We start from the raw sequence: 22,087 nt of genomic DNA, 5'->3' as shown, positions 1-22,087 counted from the left end.
CCACCGTGTCCGGTCAGATGACGCGGAAGAGGTCCGCGGCGGAGTGGACGTCGGTGAGGTCCTCGACGGCGCGGAGGTTGTCGCACAGGGCGTCGAGGACCGAGTCGGCCTCGGCGACGCGCGGGGTGCCGACGGCGATGCCGAAGACACGGAAACCGAGCCGCTGCTTGGCGGCGTTCCAGTCGCGCATCCACTTCTCGGTGACGCCGCAGTCGTCGTCGGTCAGCATCACGATGTCGCCGCGGGCGCGGCCCGTGTCGTTGAACTCCTCCTCCAGCAGCCCGGCGGCCGCCGTGAGCGGCCGCTGGTAGCTGGTGCCGCCGCCGAGGAAGGACTCCGCGAAGTCGAGCACCTCGGTGACGGGGGCGGGCCGGCCGGCCGGGAAGCGGAAGACCCGGAGCTTGTCGGCGGCGGCGAACAGGACGCCCACGAAGTCGCGCCCGGCGTCGCGGGCCTGGTCCAGCAGCGCGAGGGCGCACGCCTTGGCCCACGCCTCCCGGGTGATGCCGCCGGGCCCCGCCTCGTACATCGAATGCGAGGTGTCCACGCAGGCGATGATCGCGCCCCGGCCGGTGGCCTGCTCACCCTGGCTGTCGTAGAGCATCAGCTCGCCGGCGGCGTAGCGGGCGGCGAACACCGCCCGCAGTTCGGGCAGTCCCAGGGTCGCCAGCTCGGAGGGGAGGACGCGGGAGAGGTCGTCGCCGAGCGTGACTCCGACCAGTTCCCCGGTGGCGTTCTCCACCCTGCGGGCCCGCTCACCGTCGGCCATCTGCCGGAAACGTCCGATCAGTTCGGCCCACCGGGCCAGCCGGCCGGTCCGCAGCCGCTCGGCGAGCCGGGCCCGCTGCTCGAAGGGCATCCGCTCCAGTGCTCCGGGGCCGACGCCCCACGCCCGCATCAACGCGGTCTCGCTGCGCGCGGCCTCGGCGGCCTGGGTCACGGCACTCTGCGCGGTGGCCCGGATTCCGGGGGCGGCCACCCCGAGCGCCTGTGCGGCGCCGACGGAGGCCTCACGCGCGGCGTCCTCGGCGTTCTCGGCCGCCTCGGCGGCCCGTCCCACGGCGTCGGTGTCGTCCTCGTGGGTCTCGTGGGCGGCCCGCCGGAGGGCGTCGGCCACGGCGGCGGCCGCCTCCTCGGCGTCCCGCAGGCGTCGCTTCGCCCGCTCGGCCAGTTCCTGGGCGCGCCCGGAGTGCTCCAGCATCCGGCGCAGCGCGCCGGCCTGGGCGAGTACGGCCATGGCGGCGGCATACGCGTCACCGGCCGTCTCCCGGTGCAGCGCGGTGAACTCCGGGGAGTCCGTCAGGGACGTGATGATCTGGTGGTTGACCAGCCGGGACGGGTCCATCTCCGCCGGCCGCCGCAGCCGTGGCCGTGCCTTGTAGGCGGCCAGGAAGGTGTCGGCCAGGAGATCGGCGGCGTGGGCGTGGCGTTCGCCCAGTTCCCGGGTCAGCTCGCGCAGTCCGTCCGACTGTCCGTGCATGTCGCGCCAGGTCATGAGGTCGAACCGGTCCGCGACCACGGCGGCGGTGTGCCGCTCGGCCGTGGCGCTCGAAAGGCTCAGCCACTTCCCGGCCCGGCTCGCCGGCTCGCCGTGAGCGTCCGTCGCGTCCGGTGTCCCGTCCATGCTTGCGACCGTCCCGGCGCTCAGAGCTGGGCCTGCACCGTGCTCGCGTCCACGCCGAGGGCCTCGGTCAGGACGCGGGCTCGTACCGCGCGTTGGCGACGGGCGACCCGGTCGATGGCGGCGGTGCTGCGTCCCGCGCTCGCGGCCTCCGCGCGCAGCTTCTCCAGCCGCTTACCCGTCGTGGCGAGCTGGTGGTGGGCCTTCTTGATGACCCACTCGCTCAGCGCCTCGCGGGACTGGCCGGCCATGGCGTCGAGCTGGGCCTCCAGTTCCTCGACGGTGTCCGCCAGGTCGAGGGCCTCCTTGGCGTCGGGATTGACCAGGTGCAGCACCTCCCGCTCGACGACCGGACGCTGGGCCGGGGAGTCCCACAGCACGTGTGTCAGCACCGACAGGTCGGTGTCGGTGACCGCGGGGCGGCCGTCGAGGTAGGCGGAGGCCTGGAGTAGGCGGACGGCCTGCCGCCAGCGGCGGTCCGAGGCGACGAGTTCCTTGCGGCGCAGCGCGGCCCGCAGCGTGCACACGGCGTCCACGACGGCGTCGGGGACCTCGACGGCCGGGACGGCCTCGGCCACGGCGTACTGCAGCGAGTCCAGCTCGATCGTGGTCCGCGGCGGTGCCTCGGTGGTGCCGACGGCGGAGCGGACCAGCGCGGCGAAGTTGGAGGGGTCCGTCAGGTAGCCGACCTCTAGGCGTACGAGCAGCCGGTCGTAGATCGCGGCCGAGTCCTCTCCGGTGGGCAGCTCGTTGCTCGCGGTGATCGCTCCTATCAGGGGACAGCGGATCGGTTCGCCGCCGTTCTCGGGATGGTAGATCCGTTCGTTGAGGAAACCGAGCGTCTCGTTGAGCGCCGCCGTGGAGCACTTGAAGATCTCGTCGATGAACGCGATGTGCGCGGTCGTGGCGCGGCCGTCGTAGACCTGGCGGTACTCGCCCCGGGCCAGGGCGGCGACGTCGATGGGACCGAACATCCTCGTCGGCGCGGTGAACTTCGACAGCAGGATCTCCCAGTAGGAGGCACCGTCGACCCGGCTCGTCAGCTCCCGGGCCAGTTCCGACTTGGCCGTTCCGGGCGGTCCGAGCACCAGTGAGTGCTGTCCGGCGAGCAGCGTCACCAGCAGCGTCCGCACGACGTCGGCTCGCTCGTAGAAGCGGTCCGACAGTTCGTCACCGATGGACCGGAGCCGCTCCGCCGTGTCCTGCGCGTCCTGTGCGCCCATAGCCAACTCCTCGCCTCGGCGCTCGGATGGGCCGACGATTCGTAGCCTATTACGCACATGTCCGTCCCCCGGCGAGGGGGAAGGCACCCGCTCGCGGCGGGTGCCTTCCCCCTCTTCACCGGGCGAAAGCGGTCGCGCTCAGCCGCCGACGTTGACGTCGATGCAGGCGTAGAAGGCGTTGTCGGTGTCGGCCACGTTCCACACGGCGAGCACCTTCTGCGGACCGGACAGGCCGCCGAAGTCGACCTGGTGGTTCACGACGGCGTCGGGCTTGGCGCCGCCGTCGTCGAACACGGCGATCCGCTGCCCGCCCGCGTAGTACTCCCAGGTGCTGGTGGCGTGCTGCGCGGTGAGCCGCCACGAGAACGTCGCGTTCTTCGGCACCGGGGTGACGGTCCAGCCCTTGCCGTCGTCGTCCAGCTCGGCGAAGCGGCTGTTGCCGCCGCTGCAGCTGGTCAGGCCCTTGGGGCCCTCGACGCTCTGGGGCTCGTACTTGATGTCCCCGCAGGACACCGTGCCCGCCGCGCACTGGGCCTGGCGGCTGGGCGGATCGGAGATGTAGCCGTGCGCGCTCGCCGACGAGGCGGGGAGGCTGACGGCGATGACGGGGGCGAGAGCCGCGCCGATCAGGGCAGCGGTCTTCCTGCTGGCGTGCATGTGAAGCTCCTTCACCTCGGGCCGTCCCGGGGGGCGCGCGGTCTTGTGTGGGGGCGACCGCACGTCGGGAACGGCCTCTCTGAGTGGGGGTCGAGAGACGCGAAGGTGACGCGCACCCGCCGCCCCGCGCGTGGAGTGGTGAGCCCGCGCGGGGCTCAACTCCGAAAGCGGAGCGGCGAGTTCTGTTGGACTAGACCATACAAGCGGTCGACGTGAGCGTGTCAAGAGTGTGGCGACCTGTGTCCGGGTGCCGCCCCGACTTGATAGGCAAGTGAAAGCTTGCCTATCCTGGAGTGGTGGCCGACGACCTGTTCAAAGCGCTGGCCGACCCCACGCGCCGCATCATCCTCGACGAGCTCACGGAGAAGTCCGGGCAGACCCTGTTCGAGATCTGCTCGCGGCTGAGCATGAAGCATCACCTCGGCATCTCCCGTCAGGCGGTCTCCCAGCACCTCGCCGTGCTGGAAGGCGCCGGGCTCGTCGAGGCCAGGCGGGAGGGGCGCTACAAGTTCCACGACCTGAACGTGGCCCCGCTCCGGCAGATAGCCGAGCGCTGGCCCGCGTCCGACCCCGACGCACCCGAACCGGAAGAGAGCACCCCATGAAGATCCATCTGACCAGCGTCTTCGTCGACGACCAGGCGGCGGCACTGCGCTTCTACACCGAGGTCCTGGGCTTCGTGAAGAAGCACGACGTCCCGGTGGGGGAGACGGACCGGTGGCTGACCGTGGTCTCGCCCGAGGACCCCGAAGGCCCGGAGCTCCTCCTGGAGCCCCTCGGCCACCCGGCCGCGCGGACCTACCGCGACGCCCTGGTCGCGGACGGCATCCCGCTCGCCCAGTTCGCCGTCGACGACGTCAAGGCGGAGCACGAGCGGCTGCGGGGCCACGGTGTCCGCTTCACCCAGGAGCCGGTGGAGATGGGCCCCGTCACCGCGGCCGTCTTCGAGGACGGCTGCGGCAACCTGATCCAGATCGCCACTCAGGGGTAGTGGGCGGTCTCCGTACCGCGGTGAGGGGTGGCATTGACAGGTCAGGCTAATGGCAATAGCTTGAGGCTAATACCATTAGCCAATGCTCCCCGGAGGCGTCCGTGACCGAGTACCTCCCCGTCGACGGCGGGACGATCGCGTACGAGGCGGCGGGCTCCGGCCCCCTGATCGTCCTGGCCCACGGCATGGGTGACAGCCGCGCCGCCTACCGTGCCGTCGTCCCGCAGCTGGTCGCGGCCGGATACCGGGTGGCCTCGGTTGACCTGCGCGGCTGCGGCGAGTCCAGCGTCGACTGGCCGGCCTGGAGTCGCACCGACATCGCCGGTGACCTGCTCGCCGTGATCCGCCACCTCGGCGGCCCGGCCGTGCTCGTCGGCCACTCGGTCTCCGGCGGTGCCGCCACCATCGCCGCGGCGCGAGAGCCCTCGCTGGTCACCGCGGTCGTCGAACTTGCGCCGTTCACCCGCAAGCAGTCGGTCGGCCTCGGTGACCTGAGGGTGAGGCGTTTCCGCCAGGGCATGCTGCGGCTGCTCGGCGCGGGTCTGCTCGGCAGCCTGCCGCTGTGGCGCTCGTACCTCGACCTCGCCTACCCGGGCGTGAAGCCGGCTGACTGGGCGCAGCGGCTCGGGCGCATCGACTCCCTGCTGCGCGAGCCGGGCCGGATGAAGGCCATGCGGGCCATGGGGCGCAGCGCCCCGACGGACGCCGGAGCCCAGCTCGGCAACGTCCGCTGCCCGGTCCTGGTCGTCATGGGAACCCTCGACCCCGACTGGGCCGACCCGCACGCCGAGGGCTCGGCGGTCGTCGAGGCGCTCCCGTCCGGCCTCGGCCGCCTGGAAATGATCGAGGGCGCCGGGCACTACCCGCACGACCAGTATCCCGACCAGGTGGTCTCGCTCGTGCTCGGCTTCCTGCGCACGGACCCCGCCCGTGCCTAGGGCGGGCCTGGATCCGGCGGCGGTGGTCGCGGCCGGTGCCGCCCTCGCCGACGAGGTGGGTCTGGCCAACCTGACGATGGGTTCGCTGGCGGAGCGGGTCGGTGTGCGGGCCCCGTCCCTGTACAAACACGTGGGCGGACAGGAGGATCTCCTCCGGCGCATCGCCGTCCTGGCGATGGGGGAGGCCGCCGACGCGGTCGGCGGCGCGGTCCAGGGGTACGCGGGCCGCGACGCGCTGGCGGCGGCGGCCCGGGCGTTCCGTGCCTTCGTGCTGGAGCACCCCGGCCGGTACGCGGCCACGATCGGACAGGAGCCGTCCGGCCCCGACGACCCGCTGGCCGCCGCCGCACGGCGGCTTCTCGACGCCTTCATGGCGGTCCTGCGGGGTTACGAGATCGGCCCGGCCGACGTGGACCACGCTCTGCGCATGCTCCGCAGCCTGTGCCACGGCTTCGCCACGTTGCAGGCCGCGGACGGCTTCCAGTGGAGCGCCGACGTCGACGAGAGCTTCGAATGGCTGATCGACTTCGCCGATCGAGGGCTGCGTGCACTGTGAGGGGACGCCCTGCCGACATTGCAACGGGCTGTAGTGGACTGTTGCGTTAATCGGTACGCATTGCAATGATTCCGAGCCGATTACCTGCGCAGATAGCCCGTCTCTGCAATAAATTGGTTGCCCACTTCATGAACGCAACGTAGCGTTTCCCTCGTCGGAAAGGATCGAGGGGGGTGGATCATGGACGCAGCGCAGAATCGGAAGCAGGCCGCACCCGGCGCCTTCACCGCCTTCGCTCGTTTCGTGCTCTGTGGTGGTGGAGTGGGGCTCGCATCGAGCTTCGCCGTGGCGGCTCTCGCGTCGTGGATCCCCTGGATCCTGGCCAACGCCCTGATCACCGTGGTCTCCACGCTGCTCGCCACGGAACTGCACGCACGCTTCACCTTCGGTGCGGGCCGGTGCGCGACCCGGCGCCAGCACGCCCAGTCGGCCGGTTCCGCCGCGGCCGCCTACGCGGTGACCAGCATGGCGATGCTGGCCCTGTACCAGCTCGTGACGACGCCCGACGCGGTGCTCGAGCAGGCGGTGTACCTCACCGCTTCCGCGTTCGCCGGTGTCGCGCGGTTCGCGGTGCTGCGCCTGGTCGTCTTCGCGCGAACCCGGTCGCAGGCCGCCGGGGAGGCCGGCCCCGTCACCCGTCCCGTCGGCCACGCCTCGGTCCCGGCCGCTCCGGCGGGGCTCTGCCGAGCCGCCTGACGGCCGCTTTATGGTTACTTGATGCGTGTTGTCCCCAGATGGGTCCTGGTCTCCTCCGGGTGTGCGCCCGTCCTGCTGATCGGGGGCTGGTCGGGCGCGGCACTGTTCGAAGGGCCCGCGTACGACCCCGCCACCCAGACGATCAGCGTTCTGGGCGCCCATGGGGCCGCGGGCTACTGGGTGATGACGACGGCGTTCCTCGCTCTGGGCGTCTGTCATCTGCTGACCGCCTGGGGTCTGCGGGCGGCCGCGACAGCCGGCCGCGTGGCGCTGGGCGGCGGGGGTGTGGCCGCGCTGGCCGTGGCCCTGCTTCCCGCGCCGAGCAGCGGGGGTTCCCTGCGGCACGGCGCGATCGCGGTAGTCGGCTTCACTCTTCTGGCGGTGTGGCCGCTGCTGGCCGTCGACGGCACGGCGGCCGCCCCCTGGGCTCTGCGGATCGCGCCGGCGGTGGCGGTGTGCGCGCTGATGGCCGCGGGCGGAGCATGGTTCCTGTTCGAGATGCACCGACACGGCAACGCCGGTGCCGCCGAACGCGTCGTGACGTTCCTTCAGTCGCTGTGGCCGTTCGTCGTCGCCGTCTCGTGCCTGAGCCGCACACGCCGACCGGACCGACGACCCGTACCGGAGTAGCGTCCCGGCGGGAGCGGCGACCGCTCAGGTGGCCGGGGAGTGGTGCCGGTCCACGATGCGCTCGACGATGCGCAGCAAGCGTTCGCCCGCCCGGTCGATGCTGCCGTTCTGCGTGCTGACCTGTGCGCCTTCGAGTACGAAGGTGATCTCGGCCGCGGCCTGCTCGGGGTCGGGCAGTCCCGCGTCGGCGCACATGCCGACCATTCTGCGGGTCTGGTCGGCCTTGTGCTCCTCGATGACCTGTCGTGCTGGATGAGAGCGGTCGGGAAGCTCGGCGAGGGAATTGATGAACGGACACCCTCGGTGCGAGACCGCGGGCAGCCCCTCGGCGATGAAGCGGGCGAGGCCCAGGATCTGCTCCCTGGGGCGCCCGGGATGTTCGGCCTCCACCCGGTCGAAGGCCGCCCGGTACTCGGCGGCGACGATGCGCAGCCACTCCGCGACGAGGGCGTCCTTGGTCTCGAAGTGCCGGTAGATCGCCATCTTGGTGGTCTCCGCCTTCTCGGCGATCGCCTGGACGCCCACCCGTCGGATCCCCTCGCTCTGGAAGAGCTCCTCCGCCGCGTCCAGGATGCGCTCGCGCGGCGGCAGTTTCGCCACCCTGCCCGGCCTTGCGGCGGTCGTTGCCATGGCTGCTCCCTGACGTCCGGTCCCGCGGGGGCGTCGGGCCCCTCGTCGCCTGCTACGGTACCAGTCCGTCCCGATCGATACCGCTCGGTATCGTTCGGGACCTTCCGGTATCGCGGTTGCCCGCGGTACACCGCCCCTTGTCTTGGAGTGGACAGTGAGAATCGACGAGTACGCACGCTTCGACGCCGTAGGGCTCGCGGAACTGGTGGCGAAGGGCGAGGTCACCGCCGCCGAACTGGAAGCGGCCGCACGTGACGCGGCGCAGGCGGTCAATCCGGAGATCAACGCCGTGGTCGAGACGTGGCCGGCGGAGACCCTGCCGGAGCCGGGCAGCGCCCCGCTGTCCGGCGTCCCTTTCCTGATCAAGGACATCGGGGTCGCCGTGGCGGGCCGGCGCATGGAGATGGGCAGCCGCCTGGCGGCCGGCCACGTGGCCCGTTCCGACTCGGCCCTGATGCTGCGCTTCCGCCGCGCCGGCCTCAGGACGTTCGGGCGCACCGCGACACCGGAGATGGCCTACAGCAACACGACGGAACCAGTGCTGTACGGCGCCACCCGCAACCCGTGGAACCCGGGGCGGAGCGCGGGCGGGTCCAGTGGTGGCGCGGGCGCGGCCGTCGCCGCCGGGGTGGTCCCGATGGCGCACGCCACCGACGCGGCCGGCTCGATCCGCGTTCCCGCCGCCTGCAACGGCCTCTTCGGCCTCAAGCCGACCCGCGGCCGCGTCTCCGTGGGACCTCACTTCGACGAGATCTTCAACGGCCTGGCCGTGCACGGCAGTGTCAGCCGCACGGTACGCGACAGCGCGGTCCTGCTCGACCAGATCCGCGGTCCGGAACCGGGCGACCCCTACTTCGCCCAGGAGCCGTCCAGGCCGTACGCGGAGGAAGTCACCCGTGACCCGGGGCCGCTGCGGATAGGTGTCCTCACCCAGGCGTGGGGCGGACACCGCACCACCGCGCCGGTGGCCGACGCCCTCTCCCGCACCATGCGTCTGCTCGACGCGCTGGGCCACGAGGTGGAGGAGGTCGAGGTCGGCCTGGGGGTCGACTGGGAGGACTTCCTCCTGGCCAACGCCCGTCAGTGGACCGCCAACCTGACGGCGTCGGTCGACGAGCTGGCCGCCGCGTCGGGCCGGTCCGTGAACGCGTCGACCCTGGAGGAGCCCATACTCGCGAGCTACCGCTACGGACAGGAGGTCACCGCCGCCGAGTTCGTCACCGCGCTGGCGACCCGCAACAGGGTCGCCCGATCCCTGGCCCGCTACTTCACCGGGCACGACATGCTGCTCACCCCGACGCTGCCCGAGCTTCCCGTGCCCCTCGGCACGCATGCCGAGGGCGCCGGGAGGCTGGACGGCCTCGGCTGGCTGCGCCGGCTCTTCGACATCTCGCCGTTCACCGCCGTGTTCAACGTGGCGGGCACGCCCGCCATGTCCGTACCGGTGACGGCCGACGCGGCGTCGGGGCTGCCGATCGGCATGCAGTTCGCCGCCGGATACGGCCTGGAGGACAGCCTTTTCCGCCTCGCCGGACAACTTGAACAGGCCAGCCCCTGGTCGGCCCGCACCCCCACGGTGTGGGCCGGGGACCGCCGGGACGACTGACCCCGAACCGGCGGCCCCGTACATCCAGCAGCCGCGGGGCGAGCAGACCGAGCCGACGCTCAGTCGACGCTCTCACCCCGTGTCGCCGGCTTCGTCGGCACGTGAACAGGTGTCGGTACGGGTAGGGTGCGCAGCCGTACGGGGCACCGCGCGTAAGGGGAAACGGTGGGCGTTCATCCAGCGGAGGCGACGGCCGCGGAGATGCGGGAGGCGGCGCGCGGACTGCTGTCCGTACTGGAGCCGGCGCAGGTGCGCGAACTGCGCGCGGGACCCGGCCGGCTCGACGCTCCAGAGCTGCGGCAGTGGACCTACCTTCCCGGTCCGCGCCCCGGACTGTCCACCGAGTGCCTCGACGGCCGGCAGCGAGAGGCGGTCGACGCGCTGCTGGCCGCGGCGCACAGCACACCCGGATCGGCGCTGGCGCGCGGGGCGATCGAGGTCGAGCGGCACCGCCGCGCCACGGCCGGTGCCACGGGCGCCGACCGCTACTGGGTGCGGCTGCTGGGGGACCCGGACGGGGACGGCCCCTGGGGCTGGCGGATGAACGGCCACCACCTCGCCGTGCACGTGGTGGTCACGGCCGCCGGAATCCGCGTGACACCCCACTTCGTCGGGGCGGAGCCGGCCCGCATCGCGTCCGGCCCACAGGCCGGGCTCCGGCCGCTGGGCCCGGAGGAGGACCTGGCCCGGGAACTGGTCACGGACCTGGACGCCGGCCGGCGCGCGAGGGCGGTCTTCGCCGCCGCCCCACCGGACGACATCCTGACCCGGGACGACCCGTTCGCCGACCCGGACCTGCTGCCGGCCGGTCTGCCGCACGGCGACATGACTCCGGGTCAGCAGCGGCTGCTCGCCCGCCTGGTGCGCCGCTACCTCGACCGGGCTCCCGCGGCGTACGCCGACCAGTGCTGGTCCGACCTGGCGGCGCGCGGACTGGACACCCTGGCGTTCGCCTGGGCCGGCGGCCGCGCTCCCGGCGACCGGCACTACTACTGCGTCCGCGCCCCGGATCTGCTCATCGAGTACGACAACACCCAGGACGACGGCAACCACGCCCACTCCGTCTGGCGGCACGTCCGCCACGACTGGGGCGCCGATCTGCTCCGCGCCCACTACACGGAGCAGCACGGGCGGGAGCACTGACCGCTGAGAGCCGGAATCCCCTAGAGCCCCTGCACCTTGGCGTTCGTCGAGATCTCGTAGACCAGTTCGAGAGTGCGCCGGCCCCCGGGAGGCAGGAGGACGTCCCAGCGGACGACGCCGTCCGCGTCGACGTCGTCGGGCGGGGGAGCGCAGGCACCCCGGCGCAGGCTCACCTCCACCGCCGACGTCTCGGAGACCGGGACGCGTTCCCGGACGACGACCATGTGCTGATGGCGCTCGCCGGGCCCCGAGAACCGTGACAGGTGCAGGCGGACGGTCCGGGTGAGCACGGTCCGCTGGGTGAGACCGGCGGTGTCACGGCTCTCCTCGGTCTGCCTCACGACCCGGTGGTCGTCGAGACTGCCGAAGGCGAGGGCGGCCGGGGCACCGGGAGCGGTGAAGTCCAGCGTGCCGCGACCGAGGAAGCCGCCGCCGCTGACGAGGTCCACGGGCCCGGCGAGCAGCGCGTGCCCCGAGCGGTTGTCGAACCGGACCAGTCGCCCAACCAGCGGGGACAGCTCGGGCGAGCAGGCGTACTCCGTGGTCGCGGGCGTCTCGAAGGAGGACAGCGGCACCCGGTGGGCCCGGCCGTCGGACGGTACCGAGACCGAGGCGTCACAGCGCAGGACCCGGACCTCGCCGCCGTCGTCGACCCCCGGCAGGCCTTGCACGGGCGCCGGACCCGGGTCTGCGATCTCCTCCTCGCGCCATTCGACTCGGACCGTGCGGCGTTCCGCCGCCGATCGGTCCCGGAGGGTCAGCCGGTCCTCCGTGAGACGCGGCGGCTCGGTGGCGAGCGTACTGCGGGCCGTGGACAGGGTCAGCCGTACGTCCGACCAGTCCTCGCCGGTGCGCTGCCAGACCATCGCCTCCGTGTCCAGGGCGAGGGAGTCACCGTCGAGCACGGCGCGGTAGGCGGGCCGCCACAGGGCGCATGGGACGAGGTGGGCCACGCGCAGCGCGGCCGGACCGGCGTCGCTCGCCCGTACGGTCAGTTCGATGTGGCCGGCCAGTTCGGGGGGTTCCGACTCCGTGTTCGCCAAGGCGTGCCGGGCGTCGCAGAGTTCGGTGCTGAGCGCCGTCAGCCGGGAGCCGACCGCGCGCAGCCGCTCCCCGCAGGTGTCGCGCTCCGCGTCGACCCGGTCGAGTTCGCGGGTCCACCGGGCCGTGTCGGACTCACCGAGCCCCGCTCCCTCGCTGATCTCCCGCAGCAGATCCGTGGCGAGACGGCCGAGGAGGTCGACGCGGGCGTGCAGGCGCTCGCGCTGCCGGCCCAGCGCCCGCTGCTCCTCCTCGAGGTCTCTCACACGGTGCCGCAGGGCGGAGTCGTCGTCGGCGGGGCCCGGCGCTCTCGGTGTCCACTCGCGTACGACCCGGGCGTCGAGCACGGCCGCCGGGCCGTCGGCGGACAGTTCGGCGTGCAGGCTGTGGTCGACGGTCAGGGCGCTGACCGGTCCGAGACGCAGCACCTGGGTGCCGGCCGCGAGGCCGACCACGGCGGTCCGCTCGACGTACGCCCGGTCCTCCAGACAGGTGACGGCGGTGACGGGAAGGGCGATCGGAGCGGGGCTCGTGTCCATGCGGGGTCAGCTCCTGCGATTGCCGCCGGTCAGGGCCTTGCCGGCCGGGATGCGGATGACGTAGCCGCCGTCGAGGGCGGAGGTGGAGTGGGCCGGGACCTCGACCCGCCAAAGGCGGGTGCCGGGGGCGTGCCGCTCGGCGTCGGTGCCGGCCGGGGGCGCCTTCCAGTCGGCCTTCTCCTCGATCCTGATGTCCGCGTCGGAGGTGACCGGCACCCGCTCGCGCACCTCGACGGTGACGGGGACCGGGAGGCGGTTGGCCAGTTCCACGTGCACGCGGTGGTCGAGGACGGTCACGTTGTTGCGCAGCCCGGAGGCCGATTCGAGCAGACTCGTGCGGCGCGTGACCCCGATGGCCTCGTCGGCGCCCAGGCCCACGCGGCGCACGCCGCCGGGGGCGAGCGTGGGCAGTGCGGTGGTCAGCAGGAAGTCTCCGTCGGCCGAGACCTCCAGCGGCCCGGCCAACAGCGCCTGGTCCGTCGCGTTGGACAGCACCAGGGTCGTGTAGACCGCCTGTTCCACCGACGGGACGCACAGGTACTCGGTCCGCAGACCGACCGCCACCTCACCGACGGTGATCGTGTGCCACGTACCGTCCGAGGGGACGTCCGCGCGCGCCGCGGCGTCGTAGCGGTGGTCGAAGGAACCGGCCGACTCGCGGGGGCGCACGGCGTTCCCCGGCAGGGGCAGCGCGGTGACCGCCTCGGCGCGCCGCCGGTGTTCGGCCGCCACCGGGTCGGGGGCGGAGTCGGGGAACAGCCGTCCGCGCCGCTCCGGTCGGCCGTCGGGGCCGGTGAGCACCAGTGCCGCGTAGTCGAGTTCGGCACCGCTCGGCCGCGGGGGCCCGGTCTCCGGGGCCGGTGACGGGGCGGCGGGCGCCGCCTGGGGAACGGCTGCGGACGGTGCCGCGGCCCGGCCGGGCGCCGCGGGAGCCACGGAACGGGGCGCGCCGCTCCTGCGGCGGGCGTGCGGCTGGGGTGCGCCGGGCGCCGAGCCGCCCGGCATCGCGCCCCCGGCGCTCGCCGGCACGCCGCCGGGCGGTGGCGGAAGGGCGCCGGGAGGCGCACCGTAGCCGTGACCCGCCCTCGGCGGGGCGGGGGGCGGAACCGGACCGGGCGCGGGTGCGGCCGCCACCGCCACCGCGTCGCTGACGGTCACGGCGGAGTCGCCGGCGCCCGGAGGCGGTCCTGCCGCGTCGTAGCCGCTGAAGAGGCCGAGCAGCCCGCGCGGGGGCTCACGCCATCCCGACGACGCGGGAGCGGGCTGCTCGCGTCCGATGCGGATCGATCGCAGCCGGGGCACATCGGCGCGCCGTCGCAGATCGGCCGTGGCCAGCGAGACCCGGACACCGGTCCAGTCCTCGCCGGTGCGCTGGGCGATCGACGCCCGCAGCAGCAGCCGTCCGTCGCTCCCGCCCTGACGGTGGGTGAGGCGGTAGGCCGGGACCCAGACGGCGCCGGGCACCCCGTACTCCACCTCGACCTCGACGTCCGTGTCCGCGCCGCCCGTGAGGGTCACGTCCGCGCACGCGGTGGTCCCGGAGCGCGATGCGGGGGTGTCGGTGGAGGCCCGGGCGAGCCTGTCGGCGGCGACCTTCCACGCGTGCTCGGCGTGCTCCAGTTCCATCTCCGTCTCGCGCAGCCGGGCGTGCAGCACGGCAAGCCGGTCGTCCACGAACGCGGCGAGGCCGAGCCAGGCGTCGACGGGGGTGCGACGGTGGGAAGCCTCGTCCCCGCGGGGTGGCGGCACCGGGCGCAGGGCCGCCACCTCGTCGATCAGCTCCTGCTGCCGGTTGTGGCGGGCCTGGGCGGCTTCCCGGGCATCGGAGAGCCGTTCCACCTCACGCCGGAGCTCGCCGACCGGGCGGCTGTCGAGCGGTTCGGCCTCGACGGTCACTCTCGCCTCGGTGACCCGTACCCCGGTGGCGCCGACGACCCGCACCCGCAGGGAACCCGGGTCCATCGAACGGGGGAGACCGGTCACCCGCACCCGTCCGCCCCGGGGCATGCCGCCGCGGGCGAGCCGGCGGCAGAGGGCGCCCTGCGCGTACACCACCACCGAGTCGAGCGTCGACGCCCACCTCGGGGCCGCCTCAGCCATCATGTGCTCCCCCCCCACACGCCGTGTCAGTGCCGAGGGAACTCTATGCCGGATGCCGGCCGTGAGGGCTCCGGTGCGGTGGAGCGGATCGCGGAGATGTCGAACTGGAGCCGGACCTTCTCGCTGACCATGCTGCCGCCGGCCTCCAGCCGCTGGTTGTAGACGAGCCCCCAGTCGCGGCGGTCGATGGTGGTGGTGCCGTCGAAGCCCGCGCGCTCGTAGCCGAACGGATCCATGACCGAGCCGAGGTAGTCCAGTTGGATCTCGACGGACCTGGTCGTGCCGCGAATCGTGAGGTCGCCCGTCATACGGAAGCTCTCCCCGCCGTCGTGGACGGTCGAGGTGCTGCGGAAGGTCATCTCCGGGTACCGGCGCACGTCGAAGAAGTCCTTGCCGACCAGGTGCCCGTCCCGCTGCTCCACGCCGGTGTCGACGCTCCCGACCCGGATGACGAGTTCCGCCCGGGACTCGGCGGGACGGGCTCCGTCGAAGTAGAGCGCGCTGTCGTAGTCGGGGAAGGACCCGCGGACGGTCGTGACCATGGCGTGCCGCACGGAGAAGCCGATCCGGCTGTGCGGGCGGTCGATGGTCCAGTGTCCGGTCAGTGCGCGAAGCGCCGGGTCGAGTGCGGCGCCGGCCGCCGTGGCCCGCGCACCGGGCCCACCGGAGCCCGCGGCCGGCGGCGGCTCGGCGACGTCGGTCTGGCGACGGCTGAAGATACCCATGTGACGTGGCCCTTTCGAGTCGGATCACTCGGTGTTACCACGCCGTGGGCGGGCCGGACCGGGCAAGATGTGCGGCCTCGTCCGGGTTCCATGACGCCGACCGGAAAACTGCACAGGATCGCCGGATCGAGTACGCGTACCCGCACGCCCGTCGGCGACCCGCTCCGCCCGTCCCGCGGCGCCCGCGACAGCCCGTCGTTCGCGCGCCCCGCCTCCGCCGCGGGCGGACCTCCGGTACGAGACCCGGACGGAGCGCGAACACGCTGTCCGCGCGTCCGGCGGGGCGCGGACTATCCGGCCGGATCCTCCTCCGCCTGCCGTACGGCGCGATGGACCGCCTTCTCGACCGCCTCCACCGACCGGCCGTCGGCCGCGGCGTGATCGGCGATCGCCGCCCGTGCCGCCTGGGCGGCCTCCTGCCAGGCCCGTTGCTGCGCTTCGAACTCCTCGCCGTCGAGTCCGGCGAGCCGCGCGCGCTGTTCTTCCGCCGCCCGCTCAAGGCTGATCAGGTCCTGGGGAATGTCCACGCCGCCGATCCTAGGCTCGGACGCGGCCGGGCCCCGGCCCCGACCCGCGGGCGTCGCGAGGGGCGTCAGTCCGCCGGGGACGCCCTCGGGGCGGCGAACGGGCAGGACAACGGTGACCGGCCATGTGAAGAGGAACGCGGAGGCCCCGTGAGCGAGCAACCCCGGCTGCGGCGCTCACGGCGCCGAGCGCCGAGCCGTGACGCAGTGCCGCGCCGTCGGCGCCGCCCCGTCACTCGCCGAACGTGCGGCGCGCGTCCTCGATGTGGCCGAGGTACTGGTGGGTCCAGCCGCACATGGCGTCGACCGTGGTGCGCAGGGCCCGGCCCGGCTCGGTGAGCGTGTACTCGACCCGTGGCGGCACCGTGGGGTACACCTTCCGCTCCAGCAGGCCGTTGCGCTCCAGCATGCGCAGGTTCTGCGTGAGCATCTTGTGGCTGACGCCCTCCACCTCGTCGCGCAACTCGCTGAAGCGCAGGGTGCGCTCGCCGAGCGCCTCGATGATCAGGAGCGCCCACTTGTTGGCGACGTCCGAGAAGATCTCCCGTGCCAGGGAGTCCGCGCGCCGCAGGTCCGCGTCCTCGGGCAAGCCCTTGAGCAGCTGTGTGGTCACCATCTGGTTCCTCAGTTACCGAAAAGTGCGTTCTTCCAGGTCCGCGCTGACTCTCCTACAGTTCTTCAGTAACCACAAGAGAGTGAACGAAGGGTGCGCACGTTGACTGCCATGGATGTCTTCAACCACCGGGTGCCGGCCGAGAGCGAGTTCGGCTACGCGCAGGCGATCAAGTCCCGCGATCTGATCCACGTCTCCGGGCAGCTGTCGCTCGACCGGGCGGGCGAGTTCGTCCACGCGGACGACTTCACCGCCCAGCTCGAGCAGACGTACGCCAATGCCGACAAGATTCTGGACCACTTCCGCGTCACCCGGAACCAGATCGTCTCGCAGACCCTGTACGTGGTGAACCTGCGGCAGCACGCCGCGGCTGCGGCGGCGGGCAATCTGACGTACTTCGGTGAGCACCGCCCGGTCAGCACGGTCGTCGGCGTCACCGAACTGACCTTCCCCGGCCAGGTCGTCGAGATCGCGTTCGTCGTCGACGAGAAGCTGCCGGCCTGACCGGGGCCCGGCGAGGACGCGCCGCCGCAGGGGGCGCGTCTACACCGGGGCGCCCCGAAGAACACGGTCGAGCGCCGCCCGGCCCGCGGGGCCCCAGGTCGGTTTGCCGCCGGGCAGCCCTCGGTCCCCGTTCCGGCCGATCAGCATGAGGACGAGGCCCTTCAGGGCGGCCAGCCCGCGGGCGCGCCGGACGGTCCCCTCGTCCGCGTGCGCGTACACGTCGAAGAAGCGTGCGGCGGCGCCCTCGGGAAGGACCACCCACGCGGCCGCGAGGTCCCACGCCGGATCACCGGCGAACAGGTCACCGAAGTCGATCACGCCCGAGAGGGTTCCGTCCGAGACGACGACGTTCGCGGGATGGAGATCACCGTGCACCCATACCGGCGGGCCCTCCCACTCGGGTGCCGCGACGGCGTCGTCCCATACGGCCCGGAGGTCCTCGGCGATGTCGCAGGGGGCGACGGCCTCGAAGAAGTGGTCGAAGCCGTCCGCGCAGTCTCCGGGGTGAGCGCCGCGGTCCGAACCGGCCGGCGCCTCGGCGGGAGCCGGAACGTGGAGCGCCCCGAGGAACCGAGCCAGCCTGTCGGCCGAGTCGTCGCCCCGGCTGATCGGAGTGTGGTCGAGCGGCTCGCCGGGGACCCACGTCATGACCGTCCACGGCTTGGGAAAGCGCGCGGACGGTTCACCGGTCCGCACCGGTTCCGGCACGGGGAGCGGCAGGCGCGGGGCCAGGACGGGCAGCCACCGGCGCTCCTTGCGCTGGAGATCCGGGGCACGCTCCGTACGGGGCACGCGTACGGCCAGTTCGCTCCCGAGGCGCCACTGCTGGTTGTCCCATCCGCCCGTCACCTCACGGATGGCCAGGTTCGCGAGGTCGGGGTGCTGCTCGTGCAGCAGATCGCGGACCAGGTCCGCGGTGATCTCGAATGCGGAGTCGGTCATGAGACGGCACAGTACTGGGCAGGCGGGGACCGTCCCCTCCCGAGAGCCTCGCGGAAAAAAACTCGGCGGTGATGTCGAGAATCCGTCACCGGCTCCGTCCCCGCTGTGAACGCGACCACAATGGGTCGCACCCGCACCGAGGAGACCACGATGGCCAAGTACCTGTTGCTCAAGCACTACCGGGGCGCACCGGCGGCGGTCAACGACGTGCCCATGGACCAGTGGACGCCGGAGGAGATCTCGGCCCACATGCGGTACATGCAGGACTTCGCGGACCGGCTCGAGAAGACCGGCGAGTTCGTCGACGGTCAGGCGCTCGCCCCCGAGGGGACGTGGGTGCGGTACGACGGTGAGGGGCGCCCGCCGGTAACGGACGGGCCGTTCGCCGAGACCAAGGACCTCATCGCCGGCTGGATGGTGATCGACGTCGACAGCTACGAGCGAGCCGTCGAGCTGGCCGGTGAACTGTCGGCAGCCCCGGGGGCGGGCGGGAAGCCGATCCACGAGTGGCTTGAGCTGCGCCCGTTCTACGGCGTCTCGCCCACCGTCACCGAATGACACCGACCATCGACGAGGCCCTGCTCAGGAGCCTCACGCCGAGCGTCCTCACCGTCCTCGTCCGCCGCGGAGCCGACTTCGCGGCGGCCGAGGACGCCGTCCAGGACGCGCTGGTCGAGGCGGTCCGGGTGTGGCCGGCCGACCCGCCGCGCGATCCCAAGGGCTGGCTGATCACCGCGGCCTGGCGCAAGTTCCTCGACGCGACGAGGGCGGACACCGCCCGCCGCCGGCGGGAGGACCTGGCCGACCAGGAGCCGGCCGCGGGACCCGCGTCCTCGGCGGACGACACGCTCCAGCTCTACTTCCTGTGCGCACACCCGTCGCTGACGCCGTCGTCCGCGGTCGCGCTCACCCTGCGCGCCGTCGGCGGCCTGACCACCCGCCAGATCGCCCAGGCCTACCTGGTGCCCGAGGCGACCATGGCTCAGCGCATCAGCCGGGCCAAGCGCACCGTCTCCGGCGTCCGGTTCGACCGGCCCGGTGACGTCGCCACCGTGTTGCGGGTCCTCTACCTGGTCTTCAACGAGGGCTACTCCGGCGACGTCGACCTCGCCGCCGAGGCCATCCGGCTCACCCGGCAGCTCGCGGCCGCGATCGACCACCCCGAGGTCGCCGGGCTGCTCGCCCTCATGCTCCTCCATCACGCCCGGCGCGCCACCCGGACCGCGTCCGACGGCAGCCTGGTACCGCTCGCCGAACAGGACCGCGGCCGGTGGGACACGGCGTCGATCGCCGAGGGCGTCGAGATCCTCCAGGCGGCGCTCGCCCGCGACCGGCTGGGCGAGTTCCAGGCCCAGGCGGCGATCGCGGCACTCCACGCCGACGCGCCCACCGCCGGCGAGACCGACTGGGTGCAGATCGTCGAGTGGTACGACGAACTCGTGCGGCTCACCGACAGCCCGGTCGTCCGGCTCAACCGCGCGGTGGCCGTCGGCGAGGCGGACGGGCCGCGCGCCGGCCTGGCCGCGCTCGCGGAGCTGGACGACACACTGCCCCGCCACGCCGCGGTGGCGGCGTACCTCCACGAACGCGACGGCGACCCGGCGACGGCGGCACGGCTGTACGCCGAGGCGGCCCGCAAGGCGCCCAGCCTCGCCGAGCGCGACCACCTGACGCGCCGGGCGGCCCGGCTCAACGCCCGTCGGCGTCGCTGACGGCCAGAACCCTGCCGGTGAACTCCGCCAGTTGCCTCCGCAGCACCTCCCGCGGTACACCCTCCTGACCCGCGAGCTGCTCGACGAGGTCGGCCCGGACCGCGGCGAGCAGGGCGTGAGCGGTGAAGTCGCGGTCGGGCAGGCCGGGGATCTGCTCCAGAACCGTCCGGAGCAGGAGGTGCCAGCGCGCGTAGTGCTCCGCCCGGTACGGGCTGCCCGCCCCGCCGTCCTCCAGTGCCAGCGCCAGGCGACGGTTGTCGTACTTGAAGCACAGGACGGCGTCGAGCAGGGCGGCCACCCGCTGCCCCGGCTCAGTGGCGGGCCCCAGTGGCGGCGGGCCGGATTCGACGGCCTCCCTGACCGGTTCGAGCCGCCTCTCGTACAGGGCGCGGAGCAGCCCCAGCCGGTCGCCGAACGCCCTGAAGAGCGTGCCCTTGCCGACGCCGGCGGCGGCCGCGACATCGGCCATGGTGACGTCCTCCGGGCTGTCGCGTCCGGCGAACAGGGCGTCGGCCGCCGCGAGGACGGCCTCCCGGTTGCGGGCGGCGTCCTTGCGGGGCCTGCGCTCGGCCATGGTGCTGCTCCTTCGTTTGCAAAGCGGACCAGGGGTCCGTATCGTCGATGAAACGGACTCCGGGTCCGGATTCTACGAGAAGGAGGACACCCATGTCCGCACCGACTTCCCCGGCGGATCTCTACCGCCGCAGCCTGCGCCTGCTGCTCGACAAGGACATCGCCGCCTGGACCGGCCTGTGGGCCGACGACGGAGTCATGGAGTTCCCGTTCGCCCCCGAGGGATGGCCGGGGCGACTGGAGGGGAAGGAGGCCATCGGCGCCTACATGCGCGGCTATCCCGACCACATCGATCTGCGCGACTTCCCGGAGCTGCGCATCCACCGGACCGTCGAGCCGAAGACCCTCGTCGTCGAGATGCGCGGCGTCGGCCGCCTCGTACGGACCGACGCGCCCTTCGACATGACGTACATCGCCGTCGTGACCGTGGAGGGAGGGCGCTTCACCTCGTACCGCGACTACTGGAACCCTCTCGCCGTCCTCGAACCCGGTGCGGACTTCCGGAGCGGCCGATGACCACCACCGGAACCACTTTGGTCGTCGGCGCCACCGGTACCACCGGCAGCCGCACGGTCGCGCGGCTGACCGCCGCCGGACACCGCGTCAAGGCGGCGAGCCGCCGTGCCACCCCGGTCCCCGGTGCCGAGCCGGTCCCCTTCGACTGGTACGACTCCGCCACCCACCCCGCGGCCCTCGACGCGGTCGACCGCCTCTACCTCGTGCCGCCCGTCGGCGACGCCGACCCCGCGGCGACCATGCTGCCCTTCCTCCGGCGGGCCGGGACGGAAGGGGTCCGCCGTGCGGTCCTCCTCGGCTCCTCGGCCATCGGCGAGGGCGGCCCCGCGGTGGGGGAGGTCTACGGGGCGGTGCGGGAACTGTTCCTCCAGTGGGCGGTGTTGCGCCCGTCGTGGTTCATGCAGAACTTCACCGGCACGCACGCGCACGCCCGGAGCATCCGTGAGGACGGCGCCATCCGGTCGGCGACCGGAGCCGGCCGGACCGGCTTCGTGGACGCCGAAGACATCGCGGCCGTCGCCTTCCACGCCCTGACCGACGAGCGGGCACCCTGCACCGATCTCGTCCTGACCGGACCGGAGGCGCTCAGCCACGACGACATCGCCGCGATCATGACCGACGTCACGGGCCGCCCGGTGGTCCACCACCGGCTGACCCACGAGGAGATGACCGAGCGCCTCACCGCGGTGGTGCCGCCGGAGTTCGCCGCCATGCTGGCCGGCCTGGACCGGGCCATCGCCGAAGGGGCGGAGGACCGCGTCACCGACACCGTCCGGCGCGTGACCGGCCGGGCCCCGCGCGGCTTCCGCGCCCATGTGGAGCAGGAGCTGCGTCAGGGCAGCCGGGCCGCGATCAGCCGGCGGTCACCTCGGTGAGGAGAGGGTCCGCACACGGGCGCAGGACCATGAGCGGGCCTTCCGGGGCCGCCACCATGGCGAAGGGGAAGCGGTCGAGCTCCAGGCAGAGCGCGACGTCATCGGGATGGGTTCCCTGACGCACCCCCGTCGTCAGCTCCGCGGCGGCCCGGGAGGCGGCGGCCCGGCGCAGGAACTCGGCGGCGTCCGTCGCAGTCCCGTCGGCCCGGCGCGCGATGTACTGGGCGCACGCCAGGTCTTCGTCGGCGTGCCCGTCCTCGCCGGTGACCACGAATGTGACGCGGTCGCACGCGCGTGTGCGCAGGAGCCGGGCCGTCGCCTCCGCCACCACGAAGCCGGCGCACAGCACCAGTGACGCGTCCTTGACCGCGAGGGCGCCGACCGTCCCCGCCGTGGTCTTCTGCACGACGGTCCGCCCGGCAAGGTCGGCGGACCGCAGCAGCCCCGGCGAGTTGACGGCGTCGAACCCGGACTCGGGCGGACCGTCCTTGACCGCCGCCCAGTCCGGGTGGCGAGCCTTCAGGGCCAATGCCTCGTCCAGCGACTCGGCGAGGACGATCCCTTCCGCACCCCGGGCAAAGGCCCAGGCGGCCACGGTGAAAGCGCGCATGACGTCGACCACGACCGCCACGGTGGGGGCTTCGACCAGGTCGGCGGTGCCGACGAAACGAGCGTCCATGCCGGCCATGATCGCGTACGCCGGCGGTCCCGGACAGCGAATTCACCTTCGGG

The 22,087-nt window shown here is 73.0% G+C and carries 25 protein-coding genes; 13 read left to right on the top strand and 12 right to left on the bottom strand.

The window, feature by feature from the left end:
* Window positions 1-13 precede the first annotated feature (13 nt).
* The 3 genes from ACFW47_RS21395 to ACFW47_RS21385 all read right to left on the bottom strand — a co-directional run bounded on the left by ACFW47_RS21395 (window position 14) and on the right by ACFW47_RS21385 (window position 3,501).
* Complete coding sequence (locus ACFW47_RS21395; RefSeq protein ID WP_386283363.1) at window positions 14-1,624, bottom strand: VWA domain-containing protein; 1,611 nt, start codon at window positions 1,622-1,624, stop codon at window positions 14-16.
* Window positions 1,625-1,644: 20 nt separating this feature from the next.
* Complete coding sequence (locus ACFW47_RS21390) at window positions 1,645-2,844, bottom strand: AAA family ATPase (RefSeq protein WP_386283360.1); 1,200 nt, start codon at window positions 2,842-2,844, stop codon at window positions 1,645-1,647.
* A gap of 138 nt (window positions 2,845-2,982) precedes the next feature.
* Window positions 2,983-3,501, bottom strand: coding sequence for a lytic polysaccharide monooxygenase auxiliary activity family 9 protein (locus ACFW47_RS21385; protein ID WP_386283358.1), 519 nt, complete (start codon window positions 3,499-3,501; stop codon window positions 2,983-2,985).
* A 296-nt stretch (window positions 3,502-3,797) separates the two neighbouring features.
* On the opposite strand from ACFW47_RS21385, the gene ACFW47_RS21380 reads away from it, so the two are divergent.
* The 6 genes from ACFW47_RS21380 to ACFW47_RS21355 all read left to right on the top strand — a co-directional run bounded on the left by ACFW47_RS21380 (window position 3,798) and on the right by ACFW47_RS21355 (window position 7,312).
* The gene (locus tag ACFW47_RS21380) at window positions 3,798-4,106 is read left to right on the top strand and encodes an ArsR/SmtB family transcription factor (RefSeq protein ID WP_386283356.1); all 309 of its coding nucleotides are present in this window, start codon (window positions 3,798-3,800) and stop codon (window positions 4,104-4,106) included.
* Window positions 4,103-4,492 carry a VOC family protein gene (locus ACFW47_RS21375; protein WP_386283354.1) on the top strand — a complete coding sequence of 130 codons (390 nt, stop codon included), beginning with the start codon at window positions 4,103-4,105 and terminating at the stop codon, window positions 4,490-4,492. Before ACFW47_RS21380 ends, ACFW47_RS21375 begins: the two co-directional genes overlap by 4 nt.
* A gap of 101 nt (window positions 4,493-4,593) precedes the next feature.
* Window positions 4,594-5,430 (top strand): alpha/beta fold hydrolase, encoded by an 837-nt coding sequence (locus tag ACFW47_RS21370; protein ID WP_386283352.1) that lies wholly within the window; start codon window positions 4,594-4,596, stop codon window positions 5,428-5,430.
* Window positions 5,431-5,452: 22 nt separating this feature from the next.
* On the top strand, window positions 5,453-5,986 hold the full coding sequence (locus tag ACFW47_RS21365) for a TetR/AcrR family transcriptional regulator (protein WP_386283702.1): 534 nt from the start codon (window positions 5,453-5,455) through the stop codon (window positions 5,984-5,986).
* 180 nt (window positions 5,987-6,166) lie between these two features.
* The gene (locus ACFW47_RS21360; protein WP_386306677.1) at window positions 6,167-6,682 is read left to right on the top strand and encodes a hypothetical protein; all 516 of its coding nucleotides are present in this window, start codon (window positions 6,167-6,169) and stop codon (window positions 6,680-6,682) included.
* Between the two features lie 21 nt (window positions 6,683-6,703).
* Window positions 6,704-7,312, top strand: coding sequence for a DUF998 domain-containing protein (locus ACFW47_RS21355; protein WP_386306675.1), 609 nt, complete (start codon window positions 6,704-6,706; stop codon window positions 7,310-7,312).
* Between the two features lie 24 nt (window positions 7,313-7,336).
* On the opposite strand, the gene ACFW47_RS21350 is transcribed toward ACFW47_RS21355, so the two are convergent.
* A complete protein-coding gene (locus ACFW47_RS21350) occupies window positions 7,337-7,942 on the bottom strand; it encodes a TetR/AcrR family transcriptional regulator (RefSeq protein ID WP_386306674.1) in 606 nt (201 codons plus the stop codon).
* Window positions 7,943-8,096: 154 nt separating this feature from the next.
* On the opposite strand from ACFW47_RS21350, the gene ACFW47_RS21345 reads away from it, so the two are divergent.
* Window positions 8,097-9,548, top strand: a complete 1,452-nt coding sequence (locus tag ACFW47_RS21345) for an amidase (RefSeq protein ID WP_386306672.1) — start codon at window positions 8,097-8,099, stop codon at window positions 9,546-9,548.
* Window positions 9,549-9,713: 165 nt separating this feature from the next.
* Window positions 9,714-10,691: a DUF3500 domain-containing protein gene (locus ACFW47_RS21340; protein WP_386283341.1), complete on the top strand. Its 978-nt coding sequence runs from the start codon at window positions 9,714-9,716 to the stop codon at window positions 10,689-10,691.
* A gap of 20 nt (window positions 10,692-10,711) precedes the next feature.
* Here ACFW47_RS21340 and ACFW47_RS21335 read toward each other — a convergent pair whose 3' ends face one another.
* The 5 genes from ACFW47_RS21335 to ACFW47_RS21315 form a co-directional block, all read right to left on the bottom strand.
* Complete coding sequence (locus ACFW47_RS21335; protein ID WP_386283339.1) at window positions 10,712-12,271, bottom strand: mucoidy inhibitor MuiA family protein; 1,560 nt, start codon at window positions 12,269-12,271, stop codon at window positions 10,712-10,714.
* Between the two features lie 6 nt (window positions 12,272-12,277).
* On the bottom strand, window positions 12,278-14,374 hold the full coding sequence (locus ACFW47_RS21330) for a DUF4139 domain-containing protein (RefSeq protein ID WP_386306671.1): 2,097 nt from the start codon (window positions 14,372-14,374) through the stop codon (window positions 12,278-12,280).
* Between the two features lie 23 nt (window positions 14,375-14,397).
* Entirely contained in the window at window positions 14,398-15,096 is a 699-nt protein-coding gene (locus ACFW47_RS21325; RefSeq protein WP_386306670.1) for a YceI family protein, read from the bottom strand.
* 290 nt (window positions 15,097-15,386) lie between these two features.
* Window positions 15,387-15,623, bottom strand: a complete 237-nt coding sequence (locus ACFW47_RS21320; protein ID WP_386283332.1) for a hypothetical protein — start codon at window positions 15,621-15,623, stop codon at window positions 15,387-15,389.
* A 229-nt stretch (window positions 15,624-15,852) separates the two neighbouring features.
* Window positions 15,853-16,236 carry a winged helix-turn-helix transcriptional regulator gene (locus ACFW47_RS21315; protein ID WP_386283329.1) on the bottom strand — a complete coding sequence of 128 codons (384 nt, stop codon included), beginning with the start codon at window positions 16,234-16,236 and terminating at the stop codon, window positions 15,853-15,855.
* Between the two features lie 99 nt (window positions 16,237-16,335).
* On the opposite strand from ACFW47_RS21315, the gene ACFW47_RS21310 reads away from it, so the two are divergent.
* On the top strand, window positions 16,336-16,737 hold the full coding sequence (locus tag ACFW47_RS21310) for a RidA family protein (protein ID WP_386306668.1): 402 nt from the start codon (window positions 16,336-16,338) through the stop codon (window positions 16,735-16,737).
* Between the two features lie 39 nt (window positions 16,738-16,776).
* Here the strand turns inward: ACFW47_RS21310 and ACFW47_RS21305 are convergent, their stop codons facing one another.
* Window positions 16,777-17,679 carry an aminoglycoside phosphotransferase family protein gene (locus ACFW47_RS21305; RefSeq protein WP_386283327.1) on the bottom strand — a complete coding sequence of 301 codons (903 nt, stop codon included), beginning with the start codon at window positions 17,677-17,679 and terminating at the stop codon, window positions 16,777-16,779.
* A 150-nt stretch (window positions 17,680-17,829) separates the two neighbouring features.
* Here ACFW47_RS21305 and ACFW47_RS21300 point away from each other — a divergent pair, with 150 nt between their 5' ends.
* Both ACFW47_RS21300 and ACFW47_RS21295 read left to right on the top strand, forming a co-directional pair.
* Entirely contained in the window at window positions 17,830-18,237 is a 408-nt protein-coding gene (locus tag ACFW47_RS21300) for a YciI family protein (protein WP_386283697.1), read from the top strand.
* Window positions 18,238-18,245: 8 nt separating this feature from the next.
* A complete protein-coding gene (locus tag ACFW47_RS21295; RefSeq protein ID WP_386283695.1) occupies window positions 18,246-19,391 on the top strand; it encodes an RNA polymerase sigma factor in 1,146 nt (381 codons plus the stop codon).
* On the opposite strand, the gene ACFW47_RS21290 is transcribed toward ACFW47_RS21295, so the two are convergent.
* Window positions 19,369-19,965, bottom strand: a complete 597-nt coding sequence (locus ACFW47_RS21290; RefSeq protein ID WP_386283325.1) for a TetR/AcrR family transcriptional regulator — start codon at window positions 19,963-19,965, stop codon at window positions 19,369-19,371. The genes ACFW47_RS21295 and ACFW47_RS21290 overlap by 23 nt on opposite strands.
* A 92-nt stretch (window positions 19,966-20,057) precedes the next feature.
* On the opposite strand from ACFW47_RS21290, the gene ACFW47_RS21285 reads away from it, so the two are divergent.
* Together ACFW47_RS21285 and ACFW47_RS21280 are read left to right on the top strand one after the other, a co-directional pair.
* Window positions 20,058-20,480: a nuclear transport factor 2 family protein gene (locus ACFW47_RS21285; RefSeq protein WP_386306667.1), complete on the top strand. Its 423-nt coding sequence runs from the start codon at window positions 20,058-20,060 to the stop codon at window positions 20,478-20,480.
* A complete protein-coding gene (locus tag ACFW47_RS21280; RefSeq protein WP_386306665.1) occupies window positions 20,477-21,355 on the top strand; it encodes an NmrA family NAD(P)-binding protein in 879 nt (292 codons plus the stop codon). Before ACFW47_RS21285 ends, ACFW47_RS21280 begins: the two co-directional genes overlap by 4 nt.
* Here ACFW47_RS21280 and ACFW47_RS21275 read toward each other — a convergent pair.
* Entirely contained in the window at window positions 21,333-22,034 is a 702-nt protein-coding gene (locus ACFW47_RS21275; protein WP_386306663.1) for a 2-phosphosulfolactate phosphatase, read from the bottom strand. The two genes, ACFW47_RS21280 and ACFW47_RS21275, sit on opposite strands and share 23 nt — an antisense overlap.
* Window positions 22,035-22,087: the final 53 nt, after the last annotated feature.

The organism is Streptomyces sp. NPDC058796, from assembly GCF_042745235.1.
Classification (GTDB): Bacteria; Actinomycetota; Actinomycetes; order Streptomycetales; family Streptomycetaceae; genus Streptomyces.
Note: the sequence above shows the minus strand (reverse complement) of the source record. Positions and strands in the feature narration are given on the sequence as shown.